Source organism: Rosenbergiella nectarea (assembly GCF_900111105.1).
In the GTDB taxonomy this organism is placed as follows: Bacteria; Pseudomonadota; Gammaproteobacteria; order Enterobacterales; family Enterobacteriaceae; genus Rosenbergiella; species Rosenbergiella nectarea.
Genome location: NZ_FOGC01000001.1, coordinates 169,885 through 190,244, shown reverse-complemented (window position 1 = coordinate 190,244; position 20,360 = coordinate 169,885). Strand labels below are relative to the sequence as shown.

22 protein-coding genes, 1 tRNA gene and 2 pseudogenes are annotated in these 20,360 nt (G+C 41.5%); 11 read left to right on the top strand and 14 right to left on the bottom strand.

Annotated features, from left to right (window positions below; all coding sequences use genetic code 11):
- The first annotated feature begins 100 nt into the window (after nucleotides 1-100).
- The 8 genes from BMX14_RS00945 (at nucleotide 101) to BMX14_RS17085 (ending at nucleotide 5,220) form a co-directional block, all read left to right on the top strand.
- Entirely contained in the window at nucleotides 101-283 is a 183-nt protein-coding gene (locus tag BMX14_RS00945; RefSeq protein WP_092671413.1) for a type II toxin-antitoxin system HicA family toxin, read from the top strand.
- 25 nt (nucleotides 284-308) lie between these two features.
- Complete coding sequence (locus tag BMX14_RS00940; RefSeq protein ID WP_092671410.1) at nucleotides 309-758, top strand: type II toxin-antitoxin system HicB family antitoxin; 450 nt, start codon at nucleotides 309-311, stop codon at nucleotides 756-758.
- A 453-nt stretch (nucleotides 759-1,211) separates the two neighbouring features.
- On the top strand, nucleotides 1,212-2,192 hold the full coding sequence (locus BMX14_RS00935; RefSeq protein WP_092671408.1) for a DUF1852 domain-containing protein: 981 nt from the start codon (nucleotides 1,212-1,214) through the stop codon (nucleotides 2,190-2,192).
- Nucleotides 2,193-2,219: 27 nt separating this feature from the next.
- Entirely contained in the window at nucleotides 2,220-3,251 is a 1,032-nt protein-coding gene (locus tag BMX14_RS00930) for a methionine synthase (protein ID WP_092671405.1), read from the top strand.
- Between the two features lie 179 nt (nucleotides 3,252-3,430).
- On the top strand, nucleotides 3,431-3,574 hold the full coding sequence (locus BMX14_RS16505; protein ID WP_230527203.1) for a hypothetical protein: 144 nt from the start codon (nucleotides 3,431-3,433) through the stop codon (nucleotides 3,572-3,574).
- Between the two features lie 241 nt (nucleotides 3,575-3,815).
- A complete protein-coding gene (locus tag BMX14_RS00925) occupies nucleotides 3,816-4,181 on the top strand; it encodes a tlde1 domain-containing protein (protein WP_092671402.1) in 366 nt (121 codons plus the stop codon).
- Nucleotides 4,181-4,615, top strand: coding sequence for a hypothetical protein (locus BMX14_RS00920; RefSeq protein WP_092671399.1), 435 nt, complete (start codon nucleotides 4,181-4,183; stop codon nucleotides 4,613-4,615). Before BMX14_RS00925 ends, BMX14_RS00920 begins: the two co-directional genes overlap by 1 nt.
- Nucleotides 4,616-5,130: 515 nt before the next feature.
- Nucleotides 5,131-5,220 carry an ogr/Delta-like zinc finger family protein gene (locus BMX14_RS17085; RefSeq protein WP_329957783.1) on the top strand — a complete coding sequence of 30 codons (90 nt, stop codon included), beginning with the start codon at nucleotides 5,131-5,133 and terminating at the stop codon, nucleotides 5,218-5,220.
- Nucleotides 5,221-6,166: 946 nt separating this feature from the next.
- Here BMX14_RS17085 and BMX14_RS00910 read toward each other — a convergent pair.
- The 10 genes and pseudogenes from BMX14_RS00910 to BMX14_RS00865 form a co-directional block, all read right to left on the bottom strand.
- On the bottom strand, nucleotides 6,167-6,520 hold the full coding sequence (locus BMX14_RS00910) for a hypothetical protein (protein ID WP_092671396.1): 354 nt from the start codon (nucleotides 6,518-6,520) through the stop codon (nucleotides 6,167-6,169).
- Nucleotides 6,507-7,154: a lysozyme family protein gene (locus BMX14_RS00905; RefSeq protein ID WP_092671393.1), complete on the bottom strand. Its 648-nt coding sequence runs from the start codon at nucleotides 7,152-7,154 to the stop codon at nucleotides 6,507-6,509. The genes BMX14_RS00910 and BMX14_RS00905 overlap by 14 nt, the downstream gene beginning before the upstream one ends.
- Before the next feature lie 195 nt (nucleotides 7,155-7,349).
- Nucleotides 7,350-7,577 (bottom strand): annotated as a pseudogene (locus BMX14_RS16730) (phage portal protein); the annotation flags it as partial.
- 143 nt (nucleotides 7,578-7,720) lie between these two features.
- Nucleotides 7,721-8,978 (bottom strand): annotated as a pseudogene (locus BMX14_RS00895) (tyrosine-type recombinase/integrase).
- Nucleotides 8,979-9,480: 502 nt separating this feature from the next.
- On the bottom strand, nucleotides 9,481-11,808 hold the full coding sequence (locus tag BMX14_RS00890) for a primase-like DNA-binding domain-containing protein (protein ID WP_092671390.1): 2,328 nt from the start codon (nucleotides 11,806-11,808) through the stop codon (nucleotides 9,481-9,483).
- Between the two features lie 11 nt (nucleotides 11,809-11,819).
- Entirely contained in the window at nucleotides 11,820-12,146 is a 327-nt protein-coding gene (locus tag BMX14_RS00885; RefSeq protein WP_092671387.1) for a DUF5375 family protein, read from the bottom strand.
- Nucleotides 12,143-12,367, bottom strand: a complete 225-nt coding sequence (locus BMX14_RS00880) for a hypothetical protein (protein WP_092671384.1) — start codon at nucleotides 12,365-12,367, stop codon at nucleotides 12,143-12,145. The genes BMX14_RS00885 and BMX14_RS00880 overlap by 4 nt, the downstream gene beginning before the upstream one ends.
- A complete protein-coding gene (locus BMX14_RS00875) occupies nucleotides 12,364-12,900 on the bottom strand; it encodes a host cell division inhibitor Icd-like protein (RefSeq protein WP_092671381.1) in 537 nt (178 codons plus the stop codon). Before BMX14_RS00875 ends, BMX14_RS00880 begins: the two co-directional genes overlap by 4 nt.
- 7 nt (nucleotides 12,901-12,907) lie before the next feature.
- A complete protein-coding gene (locus tag BMX14_RS00870) occupies nucleotides 12,908-13,111 on the bottom strand; it encodes a hypothetical protein (protein ID WP_092671378.1) in 204 nt (67 codons plus the stop codon).
- Nucleotides 13,108-13,371 (bottom strand): helix-turn-helix transcriptional regulator, encoded by a 264-nt coding sequence (locus tag BMX14_RS00865; RefSeq protein ID WP_092671376.1) that lies wholly within the window; start codon nucleotides 13,369-13,371, stop codon nucleotides 13,108-13,110. The genes BMX14_RS00870 and BMX14_RS00865 overlap by 4 nt, the downstream gene beginning before the upstream one ends.
- Before the next feature lie 563 nt (nucleotides 13,372-13,934).
- Between BMX14_RS00865 and BMX14_RS00860 the strand changes: the two genes are divergently transcribed.
- Nucleotides 13,935-14,648, top strand: coding sequence for a phage polarity suppression protein (locus BMX14_RS00860; RefSeq protein WP_092671373.1), 714 nt, complete (start codon nucleotides 13,935-13,937; stop codon nucleotides 14,646-14,648).
- The gene (locus BMX14_RS00855) at nucleotides 14,648-14,923 is read left to right on the top strand and encodes an ogr/Delta-like zinc finger family protein (protein WP_092671370.1); all 276 of its coding nucleotides are present in this window, start codon (nucleotides 14,648-14,650) and stop codon (nucleotides 14,921-14,923) included. The genes BMX14_RS00860 and BMX14_RS00855 overlap by 1 nt, the downstream gene beginning before the upstream one ends.
- Nucleotides 14,924-15,216: 293 nt before the next feature.
- Here the strand turns inward: BMX14_RS00855 and BMX14_RS00850 are convergent, their stop codons facing one another.
- The 4 genes from BMX14_RS00850 to BMX14_RS00835 all read right to left on the bottom strand — a co-directional run bounded on the left by BMX14_RS00850 (nucleotide 15,217) and on the right by BMX14_RS00835 (nucleotide 19,530).
- Nucleotides 15,217-15,870: a DUF2290 domain-containing protein gene (locus BMX14_RS00850; RefSeq protein ID WP_092671367.1), complete on the bottom strand. Its 654-nt coding sequence runs from the start codon at nucleotides 15,868-15,870 to the stop codon at nucleotides 15,217-15,219.
- A 3-nt stretch (nucleotides 15,871-15,873) separates the two neighbouring features.
- Nucleotides 15,874-17,970 (bottom strand): DEAD/DEAH box helicase, encoded by a 2,097-nt coding sequence (locus tag BMX14_RS00845; protein ID WP_092671364.1) that lies wholly within the window; start codon nucleotides 17,968-17,970, stop codon nucleotides 15,874-15,876.
- A gap of 57 nt (nucleotides 17,971-18,027) precedes the next feature.
- Complete coding sequence (locus BMX14_RS00840) at nucleotides 18,028-19,281, bottom strand: tyrosine-type recombinase/integrase (RefSeq protein WP_092671361.1); 1,254 nt, start codon at nucleotides 19,279-19,281, stop codon at nucleotides 18,028-18,030.
- Between the two features lie 163 nt (nucleotides 19,282-19,444).
- Nucleotides 19,445-19,530, bottom strand: a tRNA-Leu gene (locus tag BMX14_RS00835).
- 245 nt (nucleotides 19,531-19,775) lie between these two features.
- Between BMX14_RS00835 and BMX14_RS00830 the strand changes: the two genes are divergently transcribed.
- Nucleotides 19,776-20,315 (top strand): DUF2501 domain-containing protein, encoded by a 540-nt coding sequence (locus BMX14_RS00830; protein ID WP_092671358.1) that lies wholly within the window; start codon nucleotides 19,776-19,778, stop codon nucleotides 20,313-20,315.
- Nucleotides 20,316-20,360 lie beyond the last annotated feature (45 nt).

Sequence of the window (20,360 nt, the reverse complement as noted above, 5' to 3'; positions counted from 1 at the left end):
TGCTAGACGCTCAGACAATCTTGATCCTACACATAAAATCAGTCAAAACACTTTTTATACACACATATGTGTGTATACTCATTAAGAGTAGGGAGAAGAAATGAAATCCGCTGAGCTAATAAAGGAATTAATGACAGTGGGGTGTAAGCTGAAACGACATAACGGTGGAAGTCATCAGATTTGGTGGTCTCCGATAACCGGGAAAACGTTCCCAGTGCCGCATCCAAAGAAAAATCTCCCGCCAGGAACAATCAACTCAATCAGAAGAATGGCAGGCATTTAATCCCTGTAATCAATGGAGGTAAAAGATGTTTTTTACAGTCGGTATCGAAACACCTCACGAAGCAAATACTGCATATGGCCTGTCTATTCCCACTTTCGATAAGTACGGCTACGGTTGCGTCTCTGCTGCCGATGAACAAGCGGATATTCCGGTTATGGCAAGAGAAGCTATCCTGACTATTATCGAAGAAATAATGCTAGCAGGCACCTATTCCATCGAGGAGATTACCGATGATGGCGTAGCATCTTATTCAAAATCTGTCGATTACCGTCACTGCGAGACATGGTTTATGCTCGACATCGACTTATCTCTTTTCGAAGGCAAGCAGCAGCGACTTAATATTACGCTACCCGATATTCTCGTAAAACGTATCGACGGTTTTGTTGCCGGACATCGTTTAGATTATAAAGATAGAAGCCATTTTCTTGCTCAAGCAGCAAGACGTGAGTTGGCTAACCGCATAGTGAAAGCATAGAACCCTCGCACCGCCAGAAATACACTGCCCACTTAACCATCTCTATCGCGAGGTATTCTGGCTTATTCTCAACATGAAGCGTCGTCATGATACTTTTTTACAGAAACCGGCCCGGGTAGAGGCTGTTGCGATGAGCTGAGTAGTCGGACCGCCTAGGGTGGTGGCTGACGCATGAACTATTCTCATACGGTAAAAAAACCATAATAAACTTTAAGAACAGAGAGTTATATCAGTTCAACACACCACAATCCTCTTATCCCCTTCTAAACATGCAACAACATGAAGATGACTCATACAGAAGTGAAATTAAGTCACTTCCCCTGTCGTCTCGACTCTGGCATAAATAAGTCATTGGCGACAGACAGTATGTTTCACTGAACTCAACGCGCTTAGAAAATAATTATAGTCAGCGTGCGAATCAGGCATCACAACAGAATTAGGATACCAATAATAATGAATAACGCATTTTCCTTCAGTATCAGTAGCCTTAAGTTAGATGAGCATTACAATCCCTCAGCAAGTACGCGTATCACCACCAATTTCGCTAACCTTGCCCGCGGCGAAAAACGCCAGCAGAATCTTCGTAATGCATTAACGATGATTAATAACCGTTTTAATTCATTGGCGACATGGGATAACCCAAAGTCAGACCGTTACACGGTTGAGCTGGAAATTGTTTCAGTCGGCATGAAAATCAATGCCAGCAGTCAAGAGAGTTTCCCGGTGATCGAGATTTTAAAAACCACAGTTGTGGACACCGAAACCGGACAGCGTATTGAAGGCATTGTAGGGAATAACTTCTCTTCCTATGTGCGCGACTACGATTTTAGCGTCGTACTGCCAGAATTTAATAAAGACAAAGCCCAGTTCTCAATTCCCGAGAATTACGGTGTGTTGCACGGTAATATTTTTAAAGCATTCGTTAATTCTGACACCTATTCGCAGCATTTTAGTAAACAACCCGTTATCTGTTTAAGTGTTTCCAGTAAGAATGTTTATCACCGTACCGGTAATATTCACCCCATACTAGGAATCGAGTACCAACAAGATAACCCGTCGTTAACCGATGATTACTTCGGCAAGATGGGGCTGAAGGTGCGTTATTTTATGCCTGCCAACAGCGTTGCGCCACTGGCTTTCTATTTCCACGGTGACTTACTCAGCGATTACAGCAACGTTGAGCTTATTAGTACCATTAGCACCATGGAAACGTTCCAGAAAATTTATCGCCCAGAAATTTATAATGCCAATTCACCGGCAGGGTTATGCTATCAACCGGCATTGAATCATCAAGATCACTCATTAACGGTGATTGAATATGACCGTGAAGAACGTACGCGTTTGGCGACCGAGCAAGGTAAATTTACTGAAGAACATTTTATTAAACCTAACCAAGCACAACTCGAACAATGGTCAGCTCAGCAAGCTTACTAATAAATCAAAACGATAAGGTCACCTGTTATGAAAATTTTATTACCTACCTCCACAGCGGGCAGCTTACCAAAACCGTCTTGGATTGCTGAGCCAGAAAAATTATGGTCGCCTTGGAAGCTAGAAGGCCAAGAGCTGGTTGATGGTAAAAATGATGCGTTACGCCTGTGTTTAGATGACCAAGTGCGCGCTGGTATTGATATTGTCAGTGATGGCGAACAAACGCGCCAACACTTCGTGACGACCTTTATCGAACACTTAGACGGCGTTGATTTTGAAAAACGCGAAATCGTCAAAATCCGTAACCGCTACGAAGCGAGCGTTCCTTCCGTGGTCGGCCCCGTTTCTCGTCCTAAATCGGTATTTGTTGAAGATGCGAAACGCTTACGTCAGCTGACTGATAAGCCGATTAAATGGGCACTCCCTGGTCCAATGACCATGATTGATACCCTCTATGATGGGCATTACAAGAGCCGTGAAAAATTGGCATGGGAATTCGCAAAGATTCTGAATCAAGAAGCGAAAGAACTGGAAGCGGCGGGTATCGATATCATCCAGTTCGATGAACCTGCGTTTAACGTGTTCTTCGATGAAGTCAACGAGTGGGGTATTGCCGCGTTGGAGAAAGCGATCGAAGGCTTACAATGCGAGACGGCGGTCCACATTTGCTATGGCTACGGTATTAAGGCAAATACCGATTGGAAAAAGACTCTCGGTGAAGAATGGCGTCAATACGAAGAGATTTTTCCAAAGTTACAACAATCGAATATCGATATCGTCTCTCTGGAATGTCAGAACTCCCGAGTACCGATGGAGTTAATCGAATTAATTCGTGGTAAGAAAGTAATGGTCGGCGCCATTGATGTCGCGACTAATACTATCGAGACGCCAGAAGAAGTGGCCGAAACACTGCGTAAAGCCCTACAATTTGTTGATGCAGATAAGCTTTACCCTAGCACCAACTGCGGAATGACGCCTCTGTCTCGTGACGTCGCCAATGCGAAGTTACGTGCGTTAAGTGCCGGTGCGGCTATTGTGCGTAATGAGTTATTGAATAAATAAGTTACCCACTTATCGCCCAGTGAAGTCAGTCATCATGGCTTATATTTACTGGGCGATACTTCACCCACAATCTTTACCCCTTCCCTGATCGTTTTATCCAAAAAATTTATCTTATCGATAAACGTCCTATCGATAAATTCTTCATTACTCTCTATAGTGAACGAAGTCAGGGGATTATGATGAAGCAATTCTCTTTTTTTCAGCCAGCAATGTTGCCCATTGAAGGAGCAGGTTATTTGCAGGGTGGATACTCAGTTACTATTAATATTGAAGAAAAAAACATAGATACTGGGAAGAACATATACTTGTCAGCAGTAGGTTAAATAACGAAAGAAGCTCAAGATATCATCGAATGGATAAACAGGATTTTTTGAAGACTTTCTATCCTTGATCTATATAGATAACTATCTCACTTACACTACTTTCCGAGATTAATAGCAATAACATTTTAGCTATTAAGATTAAGTCCAATAAATAATCGTACTTCGAAAATATTCAAATATACAATAGTACATCTACGCTATATAACACCCTGATGATACCCCAAATGATAGGGATAACGTTATGGCATGGTTATATCGAGTCAGTACTAAGCAGTTTTTTCTTAATGGATATTACCGGTTTTCAGCAAGATATTCAGGCCGTCCCGGCTACCAAGATAATAGTGACAACCAATGTGTGAAAGCAAAAGGCCCCATTCCTAAAGGCACTTATACCATTGGTAAACCTTTCCATCACCCCAAAACAGGCCGTTTGACGTTGAGACTGACGCCTTCACCCTCCAATCAGATGTGTGGTCGAAGCGGTTTTATGATTCACGGTGACAGTCAAAAACATCCTGGCGAAGCTTCGGAGGGGTGTATTATTTTGGATTTTGCTTTTAGAAAATTATTAACTGACAGTAATGATAATTTATTAGAGGTTGAGTAATGAATAAATTTATTGGGCTGCTTTTAGTAATGTTATCCACCCAATCAGTCGCCAGTAACAATGTTGGCTGCGCTAAAATCGGTGCCTCGATGTATATAGGGTTAACCGACGCAATCGTTGAGGATATGAATATTAGTAGAGATCAGATTATCCAGAAAAATGTCAGCGTTGAGGTTATTTCAGTATCACCTATCACGAAAATTTATGCTGAGCAACTGGCCAAAGAGGACTATAAAAAACTGAACACTCATATACTCAGTCTTAATAATTATATCGAAGGTTACTCTACAGACAATACCGAAGTAATCATTGCAAAATATATCTATAGAAATGAAAAAAATCAAAAAAACACTTTCATTACTTCTAGCCTACAAAATAAATATGAGTGCTCTGTAAGGTTCAATGGGTACTTGATTGTTGAGAGAGAGTTTTGAGGGATTGTTTAAACTTATCAATATCATCGTTATTATTAATAAGTAAACTGTCCTATACGTCGCTCACTACTGAAAAAAGGATTACTCACTGGTATCTATCAACGATAGCATTGAGTGATTAAACTATAAAAAGACGACATTTTCACTATTGTGTTATTCCATGAGTTTTTCAAGTTGACTACCTTGCTCTTTTGCTCTGGGAGATTTGCAATTGTCTCTTGTATTTTTTTCTTCTAACAGGCGTTTAGAATCTTTAGCTTCCTTAATGTATTTTTGGTTTATTCCTGCCAATTGACTTAATTCAGGATCAGTAAAAGCGCGTTAACCAATTTTGTTAATAGTAAAATTTTGTCACGAGCCTTTGGTAACGACGAGTTACCAAACGACCCTGCGTTTACCTTAGTAGGCCACTACCCTGAGTCAGCTTCTCATTATGACTTTCATAAAGGGGGAACACCTGCTGCAAGAAGTAGAATCAAGACTCGCAGAGCAATGAAGAAGCAAGGAGGCAAATAATGGCGATAAAGTGCCCTTTTTGTTTACAGATGGCGCATTGCCGTTCAAGCCAGTATCTATCTGATTCAGTGAAGCGGATTTATTACTAATGCACAAATTTCGATTGTTCTTGCACGTTTAAGGCTTTGGAAAATGTAGAGAAAATTATCAGCAAGCCTGAACGGCTAACGGAGGAGAAAACAGTCGAGGAAACGAAAATGCAGATGCGCAAAGGCCAATCATTAGGCCGTTACGGGTCATCATTCAATTTACCTGACCGACACGCTCAAACCTAATCTAATGGGTATCAATTCTGACTCTCATTCTCTCCTCAAGCCCAAATAAATTGGGCTTTTTTACACCTCCTTTCTCTGGCTAGCATTTTTTTCGTGAGTGCATGTCTACGCTGCATGAAAACGCATGAGTCTCATGCACTCAAATTCTCTCTATAACCCTTGGTATATGGGCTTTAGCATAAAAACGCATTATTAAGTGAAGTGCGCAGGCGGGCGGGCGCAGAGGGGTAAAGCGCCGGATTTGACGCTCCGCAGAAAACGCAGGTGTAAGGCCATATTATAGTTTGATATTTTGTTGTCATACAGTTATGGAATCAGCGGCTACTCAGTTGGATATATAACGATTCATGGCATCAGAATTCATCTAAGTCATTTTTAGCGGTTTTAAGAGCGGAAGACGTATAGTTATAATGGATTACGCATATAATCTTTTATAAAGCATTTGGGCGGTACTTGTAATATATTTAAATGGCCTTCCAGATATCTTAGGTATTTAAACAGTTTTCCTGTTATTCATCTAATCCCCCACACTCGAATTTAGATTAAAAGAAATGCCGTTACCAACTATGATTTGTCTGTTTAGTTTTAAAACCACCTATCCTGATAGTGTATCCAATCTGATGATGTCCATTTATCGAAGCTCGATAACCTTTTCCATCGAAAACCTAACAATAACCTATTACACCCTGACAGCATTGAGAAAGTAAGTGGTATTTTTACAAAAATCATGAGATGTTTTTCACGCACCTCACATTGTCAATTAATAATTCAAACCGTCAAAGAAATCCGCTTCTAATTTGTATTCAGAGTATAAACATAAGTTTTCCTCTGCTATTTCTGCGTCTGTATTTATTGACTCAAATATTGAAAGCTTACATTTTTTATTAATGGTTTCGCTCCATGATTTATTCAGGTCAATTATTTTATTCTTTTGTTCTGGGAGGTTTTTTATTGTTTTTATTATGATCAATTCGAGATTTTTTTTCTCCCTTTTTGTTTTTTCAATGGAATTTTTATTTATCTCTGCTAATTGACTCATTTCTGGTTCTGTAAAAGCTGCACAAACATTAAACGAATATATTAACAAAAAGAGAATCGCATTATTCATTTTCATAAAAATCAATCCTTCTTTTGAACCTGTCATACGGAACTTCAACCCAAACTTTCCTATCTGAGATCACTTTCCCGAATCCTTTTATGTCTCCATCGTATGCCAATTTTTGTATGTACTTTCTGGTTCTTTTGCTGTAGTCACCACGGAAGCGTAAGTCTACTAGTACTTCTTTTATTTTATCTGGGATGTTACCCCAGGCTTCAGCTGGTGATGTATTAGGTTTTGAGTGGTACTTTTGTATTGTGAATATACTTTTACATATTCTCTCAACGTCTTTTCTTGATTCATTGTAGTTTATAATTAATAAATTTAATTGCTGCCTTTCCGTAATTTCATTAATAGCATTCCTTTGGTTAGCAACAAAGTTATTAGCTAAACATCCTTTTAATTTCGCACCTTCAGCTATGAATTCTGCTTTTTCTTTTTCTATCCCCGCTTTTTTTAAAATTATTAATGCCTCTACCTTTGTTCTATCACCAAGATCAAACCCTCTACCAATAGTGACCCCTGAGTTATTCTTTTTGCATGATAATGAGCTTCCAGGCCAGTGTATGATTCTTGAATAATCCCTACTTGATTTTAAATTATTGCCTTCAGCCTTGAATGTCAGCATTCCTTTTTCTGGTCCTAGCATTTTTTCATCCTTTATCTATTCAGAGTCAAACATACTACGAACTTTTTTTGGCACTTCATTGATTTTGATCGGGAATTTGAAGGTTTTTTTTAAAAAAATTAATAGGCATCTTGAAATCTTTTTTCTAGGCATAATCTCCTTTCATGTGAAAAAATTCTAAAGGCTGGTTAGTTAGTCCGATTAAAATATTACGTTTACTTGAATCGGTGAGCTGTGATGCACGGCGCTGCGGAATGTGCGGGCTAACCAGTCAAAACTGATAGGTGGCTCATACCAATGCTCATATCGCCCGCATTCGACGTAATCAAGTAACTCTCTTCTGTCGAGTACTGGAATGGGATCACCAAATGTAAAGCACTCCGTAGCGCTAACACCCTCGACAAGGGCGGAAGCGTCAGGAACGCCATTGAGGGTTTTGCTCATATAATTTCTCACTGTGAATAAGAATAAGCGTTAATTGTGCCGCGGTCAGGACAAAACTAACGCCTTTACTTACCTAATTCATGCCCTAGGGCTTGTAGGATTATCTACACAATAATAAACTGAAAAGGACGGTACAAAACCAGTTACGCGCTTTTTTTTGCAAATTCGTAAGGCGTTAAGTATTTATTTGTAATACTGGATAAATAATCAGCCCACCACTGCACCATTAAACGCGTTCTTCTAAATGCTCAGAAGTATGAATATAAGCCGCTCTAACATTATTGCGTTCCGTATGGCTGAGTTGCCTCTCTATAGCGTCACCAGTCCATAAACCTGATTCCCCTATAGCTCCTCTCGCCATAGTTCTAAAACCGTGTCCGCAAACTTCGGTTTTGGTGTCGTAACCCATTGTATGAGGCGCAGTATTAACCGTATTTTCGCTCATCACTTTTCTTGCATCATGATCCCCCGAAAATAAACGAGGGTTATCACCACTAATCTGTCTAAGCTCATAGAGTATAGCGAGGGCCTGTGTGCTAAGAGGGACTATATGCTCTTCCTTCATTTTCATCCCACGGTGAGAATGGCGAATACCCTCCACTTCTTCACGCTTTGCAGGAATGCGCCATAACGCACGCTCTAAATCGAATTCAGACCAACAAGCAAATCTAAGCTCGCTAGACCTTACAAAGGTTAGAAGTGATAGCTGAACTGCAATACGAGTTATCTTGCGACCTCTGTATCGGGCAAGCCTCTCTAAAAACTCTGGGAATCTGTGGAAGGGTAAAGCTGGATAGTGGCGAGCCTTGGTTGTAGTCAATGCGCCAGCCATGTCCATTGCAGGGTTTGAATCGATATAGTCATTCTGTACTGCATAGCGCATTATTGCCGTCACTCTTTGCTGTAAACGCTGTGCGACATCATGTTTACCACTGGCATCAACTTTTTTATTGGCGCTAATAAATGGCTTGTCTTGAGTAGGCGTACATCTTCATTGCCGATAAACGGAAAAATGTATAACTCTAAATATCGCAAAACGCGGGCGCTATGGCCACTGCTCCATCACTTATTATTGGCATGCCACTCTCGGGCAATAGTCTCAAACTTATACGCACCAGAGTTTTCAGATTGAGCCTCTTTCTGTTCTGCTTGGGGATCAATACCCTGACTGATTAATTTTTTAGCTTCATCTCGTTTCGCTCGTGCTTGCGCGAACGTAATAACAGGCCACACCCCAAAAGCTAAGCGATCTTCTTTTTTATCAGTTGGGCGGCGATACTTCATACACCAATATTTAGAACCTTTCGCTGATACCTCAAGATATAGCCCTCCACCATCAGCTAATTTATAAACCTTATCTTTTGGCTTTGCAGTCTCTACCTGTCTGGCGTTCAGCTTCATTTGGGGGCACATTTGCCATCGAAGTTAATATGCCCCCAGAAGGGTCTGGATTGCAACGGAACTTCTCGGACATACTCAGGCGAGGAACTGATGATAATATATGATTTAAAATGATTTTTTTGACTTTCTCGGACGTTGCCGGAAGAGTGATTGGTGCGAAGGCCGGACTCATAAAACAGGTTAAGTATATGTATTTAACCGATTTTAATTTCTTTTTATTTTTATATGCCCCTTAATGTGCCCCCTGCAATTTTCTTATAACAAATGTGACCTATTAGCTTGAATCCCATTTGAGAAGACAATTTCAAATACCGGATATGTGTTTTGATAGAAAAAATAAAAAAATTAGTTTTTTTTATGAAAAATCCTACACACTGTTCACCTTTGGTGATTTATTCATATTTTTCATGACGTTAAAGGGTGAACAATGAGGTGAAGAGTGAACAATCATCCTACACCTTTTAAAGCAGGTAAAAAAAACCGGCTTTCGCCGGTTCAGATACTACAACATGGGTTCATCGCATTTCGGCAGCCAATCGCCGTTGCTCTCTTCTTTCAGGTCTAAATTCGTCTGTATACCGTTCTTTGTCCGGCGACTAACATACTTAAACCCATATTCGCGCAAGATACTCTCTAATGCTTGGCTAAAACTCTTCATACTTAACGGATTACGAAAGTTATTCGCTTCCATAAAGGTTAAGTAAGCGTGATAGAGGTAGCGTCTTGGCTGCATCGGTCTAATACTCGCATTGCCCATATAAAGCCCAGTTGCTTCCGGCGTAGAAAAGAGGTAGCCGCAAAAATCAGCCATTGGATCGGCTTCACGCTTAATGCCTATCGCCTCCGGTGAGTTTTGGTGATTCTGTAACAGGGTTTTTGCTTGATTGGGATCAGCAAAACGTTTCATTAGCTGGCGAACGATGATAGGTAGCTCTTCACGGATTTTGTCGGCGAGTTGGTGATCGCGTTCGCGGGCAGGAATTATCTGTGCGAAATGTAATATCACTCGACGGCGTGAAATACCTCCGCTGCGATCGGTAAATCGCATCGGGTTATTATTACTGGCGATGATAACCGCTGGAATGTGAGCGGAATACGCATCTTTATATTTAGGGTCAACCGACACGGCATCGCCCCCTGTTATCGCTTTAATCCCTGCGCCATCACCTGACCATTTCTCTTGGTCAGGTAACAGTATGAGTGAACGCCCCACGATTGGCGCACGTTCGCGCGATAGCTCCAAGTTTTCGATTTTTGCTGAGAAGGTGTTGTCATTACCTGCCAGCATAGTGGCTATTTCACTTAACAGGCTTTTACCCGTGCCGCCTGGTCCCGTTATCTCAAGGAATAACTGCCAATCATAGCGGTTAGCGAGCACCATAAATAAGGCCGCTAAAATAACATCACGCTTAACTGTGTTGTTTGCGGCGGCGAAGTTTAACCATTTCCAAAAATGAGGCGCATTACTTTCTATCGACTCTTCGGGTAATGGCGTGGTGTAGGCGACATTATTGACGGTACGCAACCAGTTTTGACGCTGATGCGGTTTGAATGTGCCGGATTGGGTATCAAGGACACCATTAAGAAAGCCAATCAGTTGGCGTGAAGGGGCTTTCTGCTGAGGTAGAATGAGTTTTAGCGTACTAATCAACGCAGAAATTTTACCTGCTGAGAACGATGCGCCAATCGCTTGATAGAGTTGCACAACATCGCGTTCAAATTGATTTCCGGTAATCACTTTCCATGCGCCCCCTTCATAGCGGCTGAGTATCTCGCCACTTTCATCAATCGCAAGGTTATTGTGGTAATGCTCTGCAATGGCTGTGGCTTTCGCATCAACACTCATCGCAGTAAACTCCGAAGAACTCATGACTTCAAAAGGGCTTTGCTTTTGAGTGAGAATAGCCTGACGTAATGCCTGTGTCGTCCTCTCAGCACCGTTCTCAATATAGGCATCATTCCAATCACCAAATAACGGTGGCAATGCCAGCATAGCGTTAAACTCGTCCGCCACCTTTTGAGCCTTCTGCTGTCCTACCTCGTTCAAGTCTCTGTCAGCGGCAATAATCAGCGGTAGCGTTGGGTGCTTTTCTTTAATGCAGCTAGCCAGAGAAAGGAAGTTGGCAGACGAGAACGCGACCCACACTTGTTCGCCTGTGAGCTTGTGCACGGTTAACGCCGTTGCATAGCCCTCAGCCAGCCAAATACGTTTTGCGGGCTTGTCGGCACCTAAGATGTGGCTTGCGGCTTTAATTTGACCGCCTTTTAAGGTGCGTTTTTCACCTTCAGTGTTAATCAACTGAACATTAACTAGCTCACCGTCCATATTGTGCAGAGGGATAATCAAATCCCCTCGACGATACTGGGTGAGGGCGATTTTTTGCGCTTTAGTCAATGTTAAACTGACGACTGATTGCCAGCCTTTGCGCGTTAAATAAGCGCTATTCTCCGACTCAATAGCACTACTCACAATCTCCTGCGCTATCGTTGCCGCTTGCGCCTGTAATTGCGCTTTATCGTGAGTAGGTGTGGGCATTATGGTTGTAGGATTAGCTTCACACTCACCAATAACCTCTCTCACTCGGCGGGCAGCTTCGGTAATATTAACACTCAGGTATTTAGAGGCTAATTCCAGCCCATCGCCCGCACCGCACTGATTACAAATCCACGTTCCACGCTCGCCTTCATCATCAAAACGAAAGCGGTCTTTACCGCCACATAACGGGCATTCAGTATGGCGATTTTTAATAAGATTTAAGCCCAACGCAGGGAAAACCTGCGCCCAGCTACCCCGTGCCGCACTCGCGGTTTCCGATACAAAGTTTTTCATCTGTCTTCTCCTTAGTGAACGGTCACAGGTGCAGGGTTAATGCGGCTGCTTAACTCATCCATCACAACATTGCCAAGAAAACTCAGGCAGGGCGTAGCGTTAACAGGCGTTGTCACCAGTAAATCATTCAAGAACGCACAGGCAATCTCTTGGCCTTGTTCCACGCCGTATTGACGCAGATAGAAGTTCTCGAGTTCCATTTCAATGTAAGACTCAAGACGCACAAGGGTAAGGCGAAGATAGCGCTGTTGTTCATGACAAACAGTTAACCACGCACAGGCCACGGCACGACGGGTTAACGCCAGTTGTAATGCTGTATTAGGAGATTGTGCTTTCATGATTTCACCTCTTCATTCATCCAATTATCATGGCAGCGCGTCACCACGCCATTTAACTGTTCAGTCATAAGGAAAATGAGCGAGGCCAGTTGGCTACGCTGTAACGGGGAAGAGATTTGCTGGGCTTCTTGCTCGACGATACTTTCGTTAATAAAGCGCCCTGCATTGCGGATATGCTCAAGGCACACTAAATCACGAGTAGAGAGGATGTGCTGACTCATGCGATACCTCCCGATAAAGGCAAACGGGCGGCCAACGACAGAACGTATTCACGCACAAGCTGCATACGGGCGCTACGTTCATCACAGGCAGTAATGCGAAGCATACAGACGCGAGCTTGGGTATCGATTCGACGAATAGCGGCAAAGACAAAGATAAAATTCGGGTGTGATAATACGGAAGGGTTAGCCATAGCGACAATCTCCATTGAGTAGCGATTATTGCCACCACCGGAGTTCCTACGCTCATTGGTGGTGACTCGAACGGGGGTAGGAATACCGGCCTCAATGGATACCGGCCAGTCCGAAGACTGCCCCGCCCGAGCCACCATAATTTTGCTCAGACAGCAGTTTACTTGCGGTCTAAAAATAAGGTGCGCTAAGGCATAGACACAAAAAAAGACGCATGGCGCGTCTGGTGTCACCAATGAGTTACACGGGTTCCTACGCCCGACTATCGATTTTGCGACAGTGAAAATACTGTAGCAGAGAACATCCTCGGCGTGCAAGCCGAGGAATGAAATCAATGAGGTCATTGCTACCTCAACAGTTCGTTAAGTCAGTTGAGTCCGGCATTGCGGATGCCTCGACATCCTTAGAGCGTTTGACGGAAAAACGGTGTGATTGAGTATTAAAGGTTTGAACGCCGCCAGTACCATCTACCTCATGGGCAATTGATAAGGCGAGATTTTTTGCTTCTTCAAGCGACAATTTGTGTGTCTGGTTATCAATAAATAACGTAATCATTGCGTGCCTCCTTGAGTGCGTGCAGCCATACGCGTTTTTACCCACGCATTGATTTCGCTTTCAGGCCAAGCAACATTGCGACCGCCGAGCGATACGTTTTGCGGGAAAGCGTCTTTGCGCATTAACTCGTAAATCGTGGCACGAGAAAGGCCGCTGACACGGATAACTTCGGGTAAACGCATGAAGCGTTCTTGCACGGGTGAAGGCAAGGGAATTGCAGGTAATGGAGTTGAAAATGACGGCGATGATTGTCCTAACATGAGCTACCTCGTAATCGTCTAGTAAGTGCTAAGGACATCTCCCTAGCATCTGGTAGCTCTTTATTTTCAGCATATTTAAAGGGAAAGCAACAAGGTCGGATTGTGTGAGTCACTAGAAAAAAACACTTGAAAAAAACTGATTTTGGCCTGAGGTTTTATGAGGTTTCCAAAGGTTTGACAGTGTTTGCCAAATCGCTGACATTACGGAAAAATCTAATGATATAAAGTGATTAATATTGATTTTTATATAAGAAAAAAGATTAAAAATAATTCCTTTACCCAAAGCAATGAAAATAATTGAGGGTGAAGAGTGGTGAACAATGGGTGAAGGATTATTTTTAATTGTTCACCCTATAACTATATGTATTTAATATCTTTTCTTTAAAGGTGAACAATGGTGAACAATTATAGTTAAACTTTAAATTGATTAAGCCCTTGAGCACCTTCTTTTGGCTAGCCAGAAAGGGAATTGTTTTATCGATGATACAATTTCATCTGCTCGAACCTTTGTGCCTGCTCCAGCACAATTAACTTACACAAAGTAAACTGACTGGAGCATGACCATGAGCACCCCACAAAACGACCTCATTAATTATTTACCCGCCGCGACACAAAACGCCATTGCAGATGTTGAAAAGACAAAGAGCGCATGGTTAGCCGCCCGAGCAATTGAAAGTAAAGCGACTGCCCGCGTGGACACAATTAAAGCCCGTCGTAATGAGGCGGCTGCGAATGCTGAGGCGCAAAACAAACGCTGGCATGAGTTGTTCCGCGCCAACGAAGGTGAAATGACAAAAGAAATGCGAGCACTCCGCTCGGAGGTAGCCTTAGATCGCGAATCGTTAGAGGTATTTGACGAACTTATTTCAACTACTGAGGAAGAAATCGAGACTATCCCTTGGGATACTGCCGATAGAGCATTCGAATATATTGGTGCACACAGACATTTTAAACGAATTCGGGCCAACCAGCTCTGGGCCGAGTTTATGAGTCAGCATGGGGCGCAATTAACACAGCTACTCACTCTAATGAATGAGACGTTACGGGATTCGACTGAAAACCATTATGACGAGAAAACCGCATTGACTAATTTCGTCAAAAATGAAGTTTTATCACGAGTATTTAGTAATGACGAGTTACCAAATGACCCTGCGTTTACCTTAGTAGGTCATTACCCCGCATCCGCTTCGCATTATGACTATCGTAAGGGCGGAACGCCTGCGGCAAGAAGTAAAATCAGAGCTCGTAGAGAAGCGAAGAAGCAAGGTGGCAAATAATGGCGATAAAGTGCCCCTTTTGTTTACAAATATCGCATTGCCGATCAAGTCAGTATCTATCTGATTCGGTGAAGCGGATTTATTACCAATGCAAAAACCTCGATTGCTCCTGCACATTTACGGCTTTAGAAAATGTAGAGAAAATTATCAGCAAACCAGAACGGCTAATAGAGGAGCAAACAGTCGAGGAAACAAAAATGCAGATGCGTAAAGGTCAATCATTACGCCGTTATGGCTCATCATTCACGTTGCCCGACCGACACGCTCAAACCTAATTAATGAGCCTCCAGCCTGCCTCTCACTATCTTCCACGCCCAATTAAGTTGGGCTTTTTTACACCTCCTTTTTCTGGCTAGCGTTCTTTTTCTTGAGTGCATGTCTATGCTGCATGAAAATGCATGAGTCTCATGCACTCAAATTCTCTCTATAGCCCTTGATATATGGGCTTTAGCATAAAATCACAGGTGCATGAAAAATGCATTGTTAAGTGAAGTGCGCAGGCGGGCGGGCGTGTGCACTGCACACTCTTAATCTCAACATGCAACGAATAGTCAATTTGATATGTATGTTATTCAATTGACAAATGGAGCACATTTCTTTCACTTGGAAAGATGGTATGGTCATATAGATGATGCGATAAAGAAAATTTGCTTTCAAAAAAAGCTGCACCATAGAATGAACTTAAAATAAACTTCATAAATGTCACAGGACATAAAGGAGAAGTCATCGGTATCCTACAATTTTTATACTGTCCTAAAGTAAGATGTGAAATAGGATGAATTATCTCCTTACCATCATCAGGTGCAAAATCTACTCTAATAGGTACTGGTAAAATCGATCTATTGACAACATCAGCATACATATTTCCTTCATCAAGATATAACTCTGGATCATTCTGAAATGGTTCAAAGTTAGGCGCAGGAAAGTAGCATAGGCGTTGTTTAGAAAAACCTGTTGATTTATCGAAAGTGTAGAGTAAATGAACTAATGCACCATCAATTAGCTTGAAATTATATTGATTATTCTCGTCTAAATAATCATATATTTCAGTATAATCAATATTTTTTAAAGACTTTGAAATATCTGAAAACCCCGAGTAATCAACATAAAAATTCCTATTATCTTCTAAAAGCCGAGGGTAATTCTGGCTATCACTAAAACCTTCCCTAATCAAATAAGATGAAATTTTATTGATAGACATCACAGTTTCTCTAGGTGTCATACATTATCCACCAGTTAGCTTTCTAATTAAGGCGTTCCTCAAGTCTTCAGGAATGTCTTCAATTTTGACTTGCCCATCAAGTAAGTTACTAAGATTTTGAGCATTCAACTTAGCTGCACTTACCCTTTTCCTTTCATGAACAGTCATATCCCTATTAACGACTTTCATTTTATCGCGTTCTTCTGCAGTTGGATAACGAAAGTCCAATGAGAAGTTTTTATTTCTAACCGTCTCGAATTCTGTTACCAAACCATCGAAAAATTGACCTATTCCACAGACTCTCAACCATGCCTTTGTTCTAGTCATCGCCGTGAAAAGGATATTTCTTCTCTTTGATAGTTCATAGTCAACGTTACAATAATCAGCATCCATTATATAAACCATAGCTGCTTCATTACCTTTAGCTCTAAATATTGAAGTAAATGTTACAGAGTTATCAGAGAAAAACTCATCAGGTGAGCTAGTTATACCTGCAATAGAGTTATTAATACCATTATTAAAAAGGAGATCTCTTAAATAACCAACTTCCTTACGCATCCGCATAGTATCGGGGTGAATAACGACAATATCACTTGGTAAGAGCTCTTCTTCTTTTATATTTTTTATAATTTGCTGAGCAATCCAATTAGATTGATCAATTTTATTAACAAACTTATTAAAATTAATCATTTCATCAATTGAATTATGCGAACTTAATAAAGATGGGCTTGATTCTTGAGTTCTTGAAAGAATTACATCCTTGCCCTCAACCAATTCACCATCAATTTTTTGATAACCTATTTCTGTCCACAACCCCTCAAAATCAAACATTTGGATCATAGGAGTATGGTAGATACCAAATCCTAAGGCATGAGCTGTAGTAAGAATAGGTCCAGGATTTCGGTAACAAATATCTAAAGTTATGTCTTGTTCTTCAGAAGTGAATGAGACTACTGGTGTACCATCTTCTTTCTTACCCCATATTTGTTCAGGAGATGGCATGGATTGGTCACCTAAGTTTTGTAATTCATCATAAGCATAGACTAATCTTTTTTCATCTTTTAAAAGGCTGTAACAGATTCTTAGGAATTCTACAGAAAAATCTTGTGCCTCATCCACTAATATAAAATCATATAATGGTATATCTTCTTTTTTAGCTTCTAGAAAATTCCTGCAAACAGCTTGAAATGGAGTATCACCTTCTTCCATTAAACTTTTAGATTCGCCAAAATCATAAAAAGGTACATTATGCAGAAGGCATGCTTTATAATACATACCATGTATTTTTGTTCCTCCCCAAGCATGTATTATCTCAACGTTATCCCAATCAACTCCATCTTCACCTGAAAATGCTGTTATCAAAAATTTTAATTGTTCTTTTAGCGATCTACTGTTGAACGTTACAGCTATTTTCCAATCAGGATTTTGTGAATGGATATGTGCTATTTTTCTAGCTAGAACAATTGTTTTTCCTGAACCCGCCAGCCCTCTAATTCTCTGGACACCATCTATATTAACAAGAACAGCAGTTGTTTGACTGGAGTCCAGTGTTGCAAGGGAACTATCTAACCTTTTTAACACACTTCCCTTCGAATCATTTTTCTTGACATAAAACCGTTTTTTCTTAGACTTCAACTTAGATAATGATTGGATGTTGGATAATAAGGTTTCTAATAACCCACCATCCCCCCAATTAATTGAACTCATAAATTCTGAAATAACTTCTGCTCTATCTGATAAAAAAAGTCCTTCATCAAAATCGATATTTTCGTGGTTACTAGAGTTAGGGCAAAAAACTATACTGTTTAAAGGAAGGTTCAACATTCTATTTTTTGTTAATGATTTTACTTCTGAAATCTTAGATATAAATTTCATATGAATTTCATCGATAGACTCAATGTAATCATCAGTTATTTCACTTTCCTCTGTGAAATGAAATATAATTAACCCATGTTTTTCGGAGCATAATATTCCATCTAAAGATATTCCGCTATCAGAGAGGGATATAACAGGAAACCCCCTATAGTAATATCCTTTGGTACCCTCTATTTTACTTATCTCTTCCTCAATCATATTACCTAAGTAATGATTCCTAGGTTTCATTCCCAATATTTCGATCATAGATACTTTCCTAATTTTAAAAATTTTCAATTAATATTTTAATTATCAATATTTTTTCTATGGATGAGAGAATTCATACGGACTTATATACTCATCAATATTCTTATCTAAATAATTGGCCCACCACTGTACCATTAGACGGCGTTCTTCTAAATGTTCAGATGTATGAATATAGGCCGCTCTAACGTTATTACGTTCCGTATGACTAAGTTGTCTCTCTATAGCGTCATCACTCCATAGGCTCGACTCACCTAAAGCCCCTCTGGCCATAGTTCTAAAACCGTGTCCACAAACTTCGGTTTTGGTATCGTAACCCATTTTTCTTAGAGCAGCATTCACCGTATTTTCGCTCATCACTTTTCTTGCATCATGATCCCCCGGAAATAAACGATGGTTATCACCACTAATCTGTCTAAGCTCATAGAGTATGGCGAGTGCCTGTGAACTAAGAGGGACTATATGCTCTTCCTTCATTTTCATTCCTCTGTGGGAATGGCGAATACCCTCCACTTCTTTACGCTTAGCAGGAATACGCCATAATGCACGTTCTAAATCGAATTCAGACCAACAAGCAAATCTAAGCTCGCTAGACCTTACAAAGGTTAAAAGTGATAGCTGAACTGCAATACGAGTTATCTTGCGACCTCTGTATCGGGCAAGCCTCTCTAAAAACTCTGGGAATCTGTGAAAGGGTAAAGCTGGATAGTGGCGAGCCTTGGTCGTAGTCAATGCGCCAGCCATATCCATTGCGGGGTTCGAATCGATATAATCATTCTGTACTGCATAGCGCATTATTGCCGTCACTCTTTGCTGTAAACGCTGTGCGACATCATGCTTACCACTGGCATCAACTTTTTTTATTGGCGCTAGTAAGTTACTTGTCTTGAGTAGACGTATATCTTCACCACCGATAAACGGAAAAATATATAACTCTAAATATCGCAGAACGCGGGCGCTATGGTCACTGCTCCATCGCTTATTATTGGCATGCCACTCTCGAGCAATGGTCTCAAACTTATAGGCACCGGAGTTTTCAGATTGAGCCTCTCTCTGCTCTGCTTTGGGATCAATACCCTGACTAATTAATTTTTTAGCTTCGTCTCGTCTCGCTCGTGCTTGCGCCAACGTAACAATAGGCCACACCCCAAAAGCTAAGCGATCTTCTTTCTTATCAGTTGGGCGGCGATACTTCATTCGCCAATATTTAGATCCTTTCGCTGATACCTCAAGATATAGCCCTCCACCATCAGCTAATTTATAAGTCTTATCTTTTGGCTTCGCAGTCTCTACCTGTCTGGCGTTCAGCTTCATTTGGGGGCACATTTTCCATCGAAGTTAATATGCCCCCAATTATGCCCCCAGAAGGGTCTGGATTGCAACGGAACTTCTCGGACGTCCTCGGACGCTAAAATGATGGTAATGTATGATTTAAAAGGATTTTTCAGACTTTCTCGGACGTTGCCGGAAGAGTGATTGGTGCCGAAGGCCGGACTTGAACCGGCACACCCAAAGGGCGGTTGATTTTGAATCAACTGCGTCTACCGATTTCGCCACTTCGGCACTGAAGGGGATGTGTAAACGTGGCCGATTATACCCGCCTTACTCGCAGGCGCAAGGGGATTCACACTAAGTCGTGTTTGATTGCTGAAAAAAACGGCGAATCGTTTTTAACGCACTCTGGGTAGAAGGATGGTTAGACAGATAAATCCGATAGGACTAGGCTTAGGTTAGAAATTCTGAACTTAATTTGCTACAACGGCCCTAATCACTATTGGACTTACTCTCTACTGCAATGAGGCAACATTATGCGTTCTCCATCTAAAACTCTTCTCGCCCTAGGCTTTGCTGCTGCTGCCTTCACCTCTTTCGCGCAAGCGTCAAGCTGGCAAGATAAGCTTAGCAGTACCGCTTCAGACCTGATGAATAACTCAGGGAATAGCCAAACCAGCACATCGGGTACGGCAGCAAATGGTGGCCTATCGCTCGGCTCGATCACTCAGCTGCTAGGTGGTGGAAATAGTGCGGTCAGCGCCAACAGCATGTCGAACGTTACTGGGATCCTGCAATATTGTGCGAAAAACAATATCGTTGATAACAATGTCAGCTCGGTAACGGATCAACTAAAAAGTAAATTGGGCTTGACGGATACCGCCAGCCAATCAACGCAAACAGCAGGCTCGCAGCAAGAAAACGGCTACCTGCAAGGGCTACAAGGATTACTGACCACCGGTAATAACCAGAAAATCGACCTAAAATCCTTGAGTAATACCCAAATGGGTAAAAAGCTTAAAACTAAAGCCTGTAACGTGGTGCTAGACCAAGGTAAGAAATACCTCGGGATGTAAAGACTGGGTGGCGAGCGCCCGCTCGCCACACTAAACCGCCGTTTT

Coding starts and splice junctions, on each gene's coding strand:
- BMX14_RS00890 (WP_092671390.1), bottom strand. CDS start 11,808: ATGAAAAACTTTGTATCGGAAACCGCGAGTGCGGCACGGGGTAGCTGG.
- BMX14_RS00885 (WP_092671387.1), bottom strand. CDS start 12,146: ATGAAAGCACAATCTCCTAATACAGCATTACAACTGGCGTTAACCCGT.
- BMX14_RS00850 (WP_092671367.1), bottom strand. CDS start 15,870: ATGACACCTAGAGAAACTGTGATGTCTATCAATAAAATTTCATCTTAT.
- BMX14_RS00830 (WP_092671358.1), top strand. CDS start 19,776: ATGCGTTCTCCATCTAAAACTCTTCTCGCCCTAGGCTTTGCTGCTGCT.
- BMX14_RS16505 (WP_230527203.1), top strand. CDS start 3,431: ATGAAGCAATTCTCTTTTTTTCAGCCAGCAATGTTGCCCATTGAAGGA.
- BMX14_RS00845 (WP_092671364.1), bottom strand. CDS start 17,970: ATGATCGAAATATTGGGAATGAAACCTAGGAATCATTACTTAGGTAAT.
- BMX14_RS00945 (WP_092671413.1), top strand. CDS start 101: ATGAAATCCGCTGAGCTAATAAAGGAATTAATGACAGTGGGGTGTAAG.
- BMX14_RS00910 (WP_092671396.1), bottom strand. CDS start 6,520: ATGAAAATGAATAATGCGATTCTCTTTTTGTTAATATATTCGTTTAAT.
- BMX14_RS17085 (WP_329957783.1), top strand. CDS start 5,131: ATGGCGATAAAGTGCCCTTTTTGTTTACAGATGGCGCATTGCCGTTCA.
- BMX14_RS00935 (WP_092671408.1), top strand. CDS start 1,212: ATGAATAACGCATTTTCCTTCAGTATCAGTAGCCTTAAGTTAGATGAG.
- BMX14_RS00880 (WP_092671384.1), bottom strand. CDS start 12,367: ATGAGTCAGCACATCCTCTCTACTCGTGATTTAGTGTGCCTTGAGCAT.
- BMX14_RS00875 (WP_092671381.1), bottom strand. CDS start 12,900: ATGACCTCATTGATTTCATTCCTCGGCTTGCACGCCGAGGATGTTCTC.
- BMX14_RS00860 (WP_092671373.1), top strand. CDS start 13,935: ATGAGCACCCCACAAAACGACCTCATTAATTATTTACCCGCCGCGACA.
- BMX14_RS00855 (WP_092671370.1), top strand. CDS start 14,648: ATGGCGATAAAGTGCCCCTTTTGTTTACAAATATCGCATTGCCGATCA.
- BMX14_RS00940 (WP_092671410.1), top strand. CDS start 309: ATGTTTTTTACAGTCGGTATCGAAACACCTCACGAAGCAAATACTGCA.
- BMX14_RS00925 (WP_092671402.1), top strand. CDS start 3,816: ATGGCATGGTTATATCGAGTCAGTACTAAGCAGTTTTTTCTTAATGGA.
- BMX14_RS00930 (WP_092671405.1), top strand. CDS start 2,220: ATGAAAATTTTATTACCTACCTCCACAGCGGGCAGCTTACCAAAACCG.
- BMX14_RS00870 (WP_092671378.1), bottom strand. CDS start 13,111: ATGATTACGTTATTTATTGATAACCAGACACACAAATTGTCGCTTGAA.
- BMX14_RS00865 (WP_092671376.1), bottom strand. CDS start 13,371: ATGTTAGGACAATCATCGCCGTCATTTTCAACTCCATTACCTGCAATT.
- BMX14_RS00840 (WP_092671361.1), bottom strand. CDS start 19,281: ATGAAGCTGAACGCCAGACAGGTAGAGACTGCGAAGCCAAAAGATAAG.
- BMX14_RS00920 (WP_092671399.1), top strand. CDS start 4,181: ATGAATAAATTTATTGGGCTGCTTTTAGTAATGTTATCCACCCAATCA.
- BMX14_RS00905 (WP_092671393.1), bottom strand. CDS start 7,154: ATGCTAGGACCAGAAAAAGGAATGCTGACATTCAAGGCTGAAGGCAAT.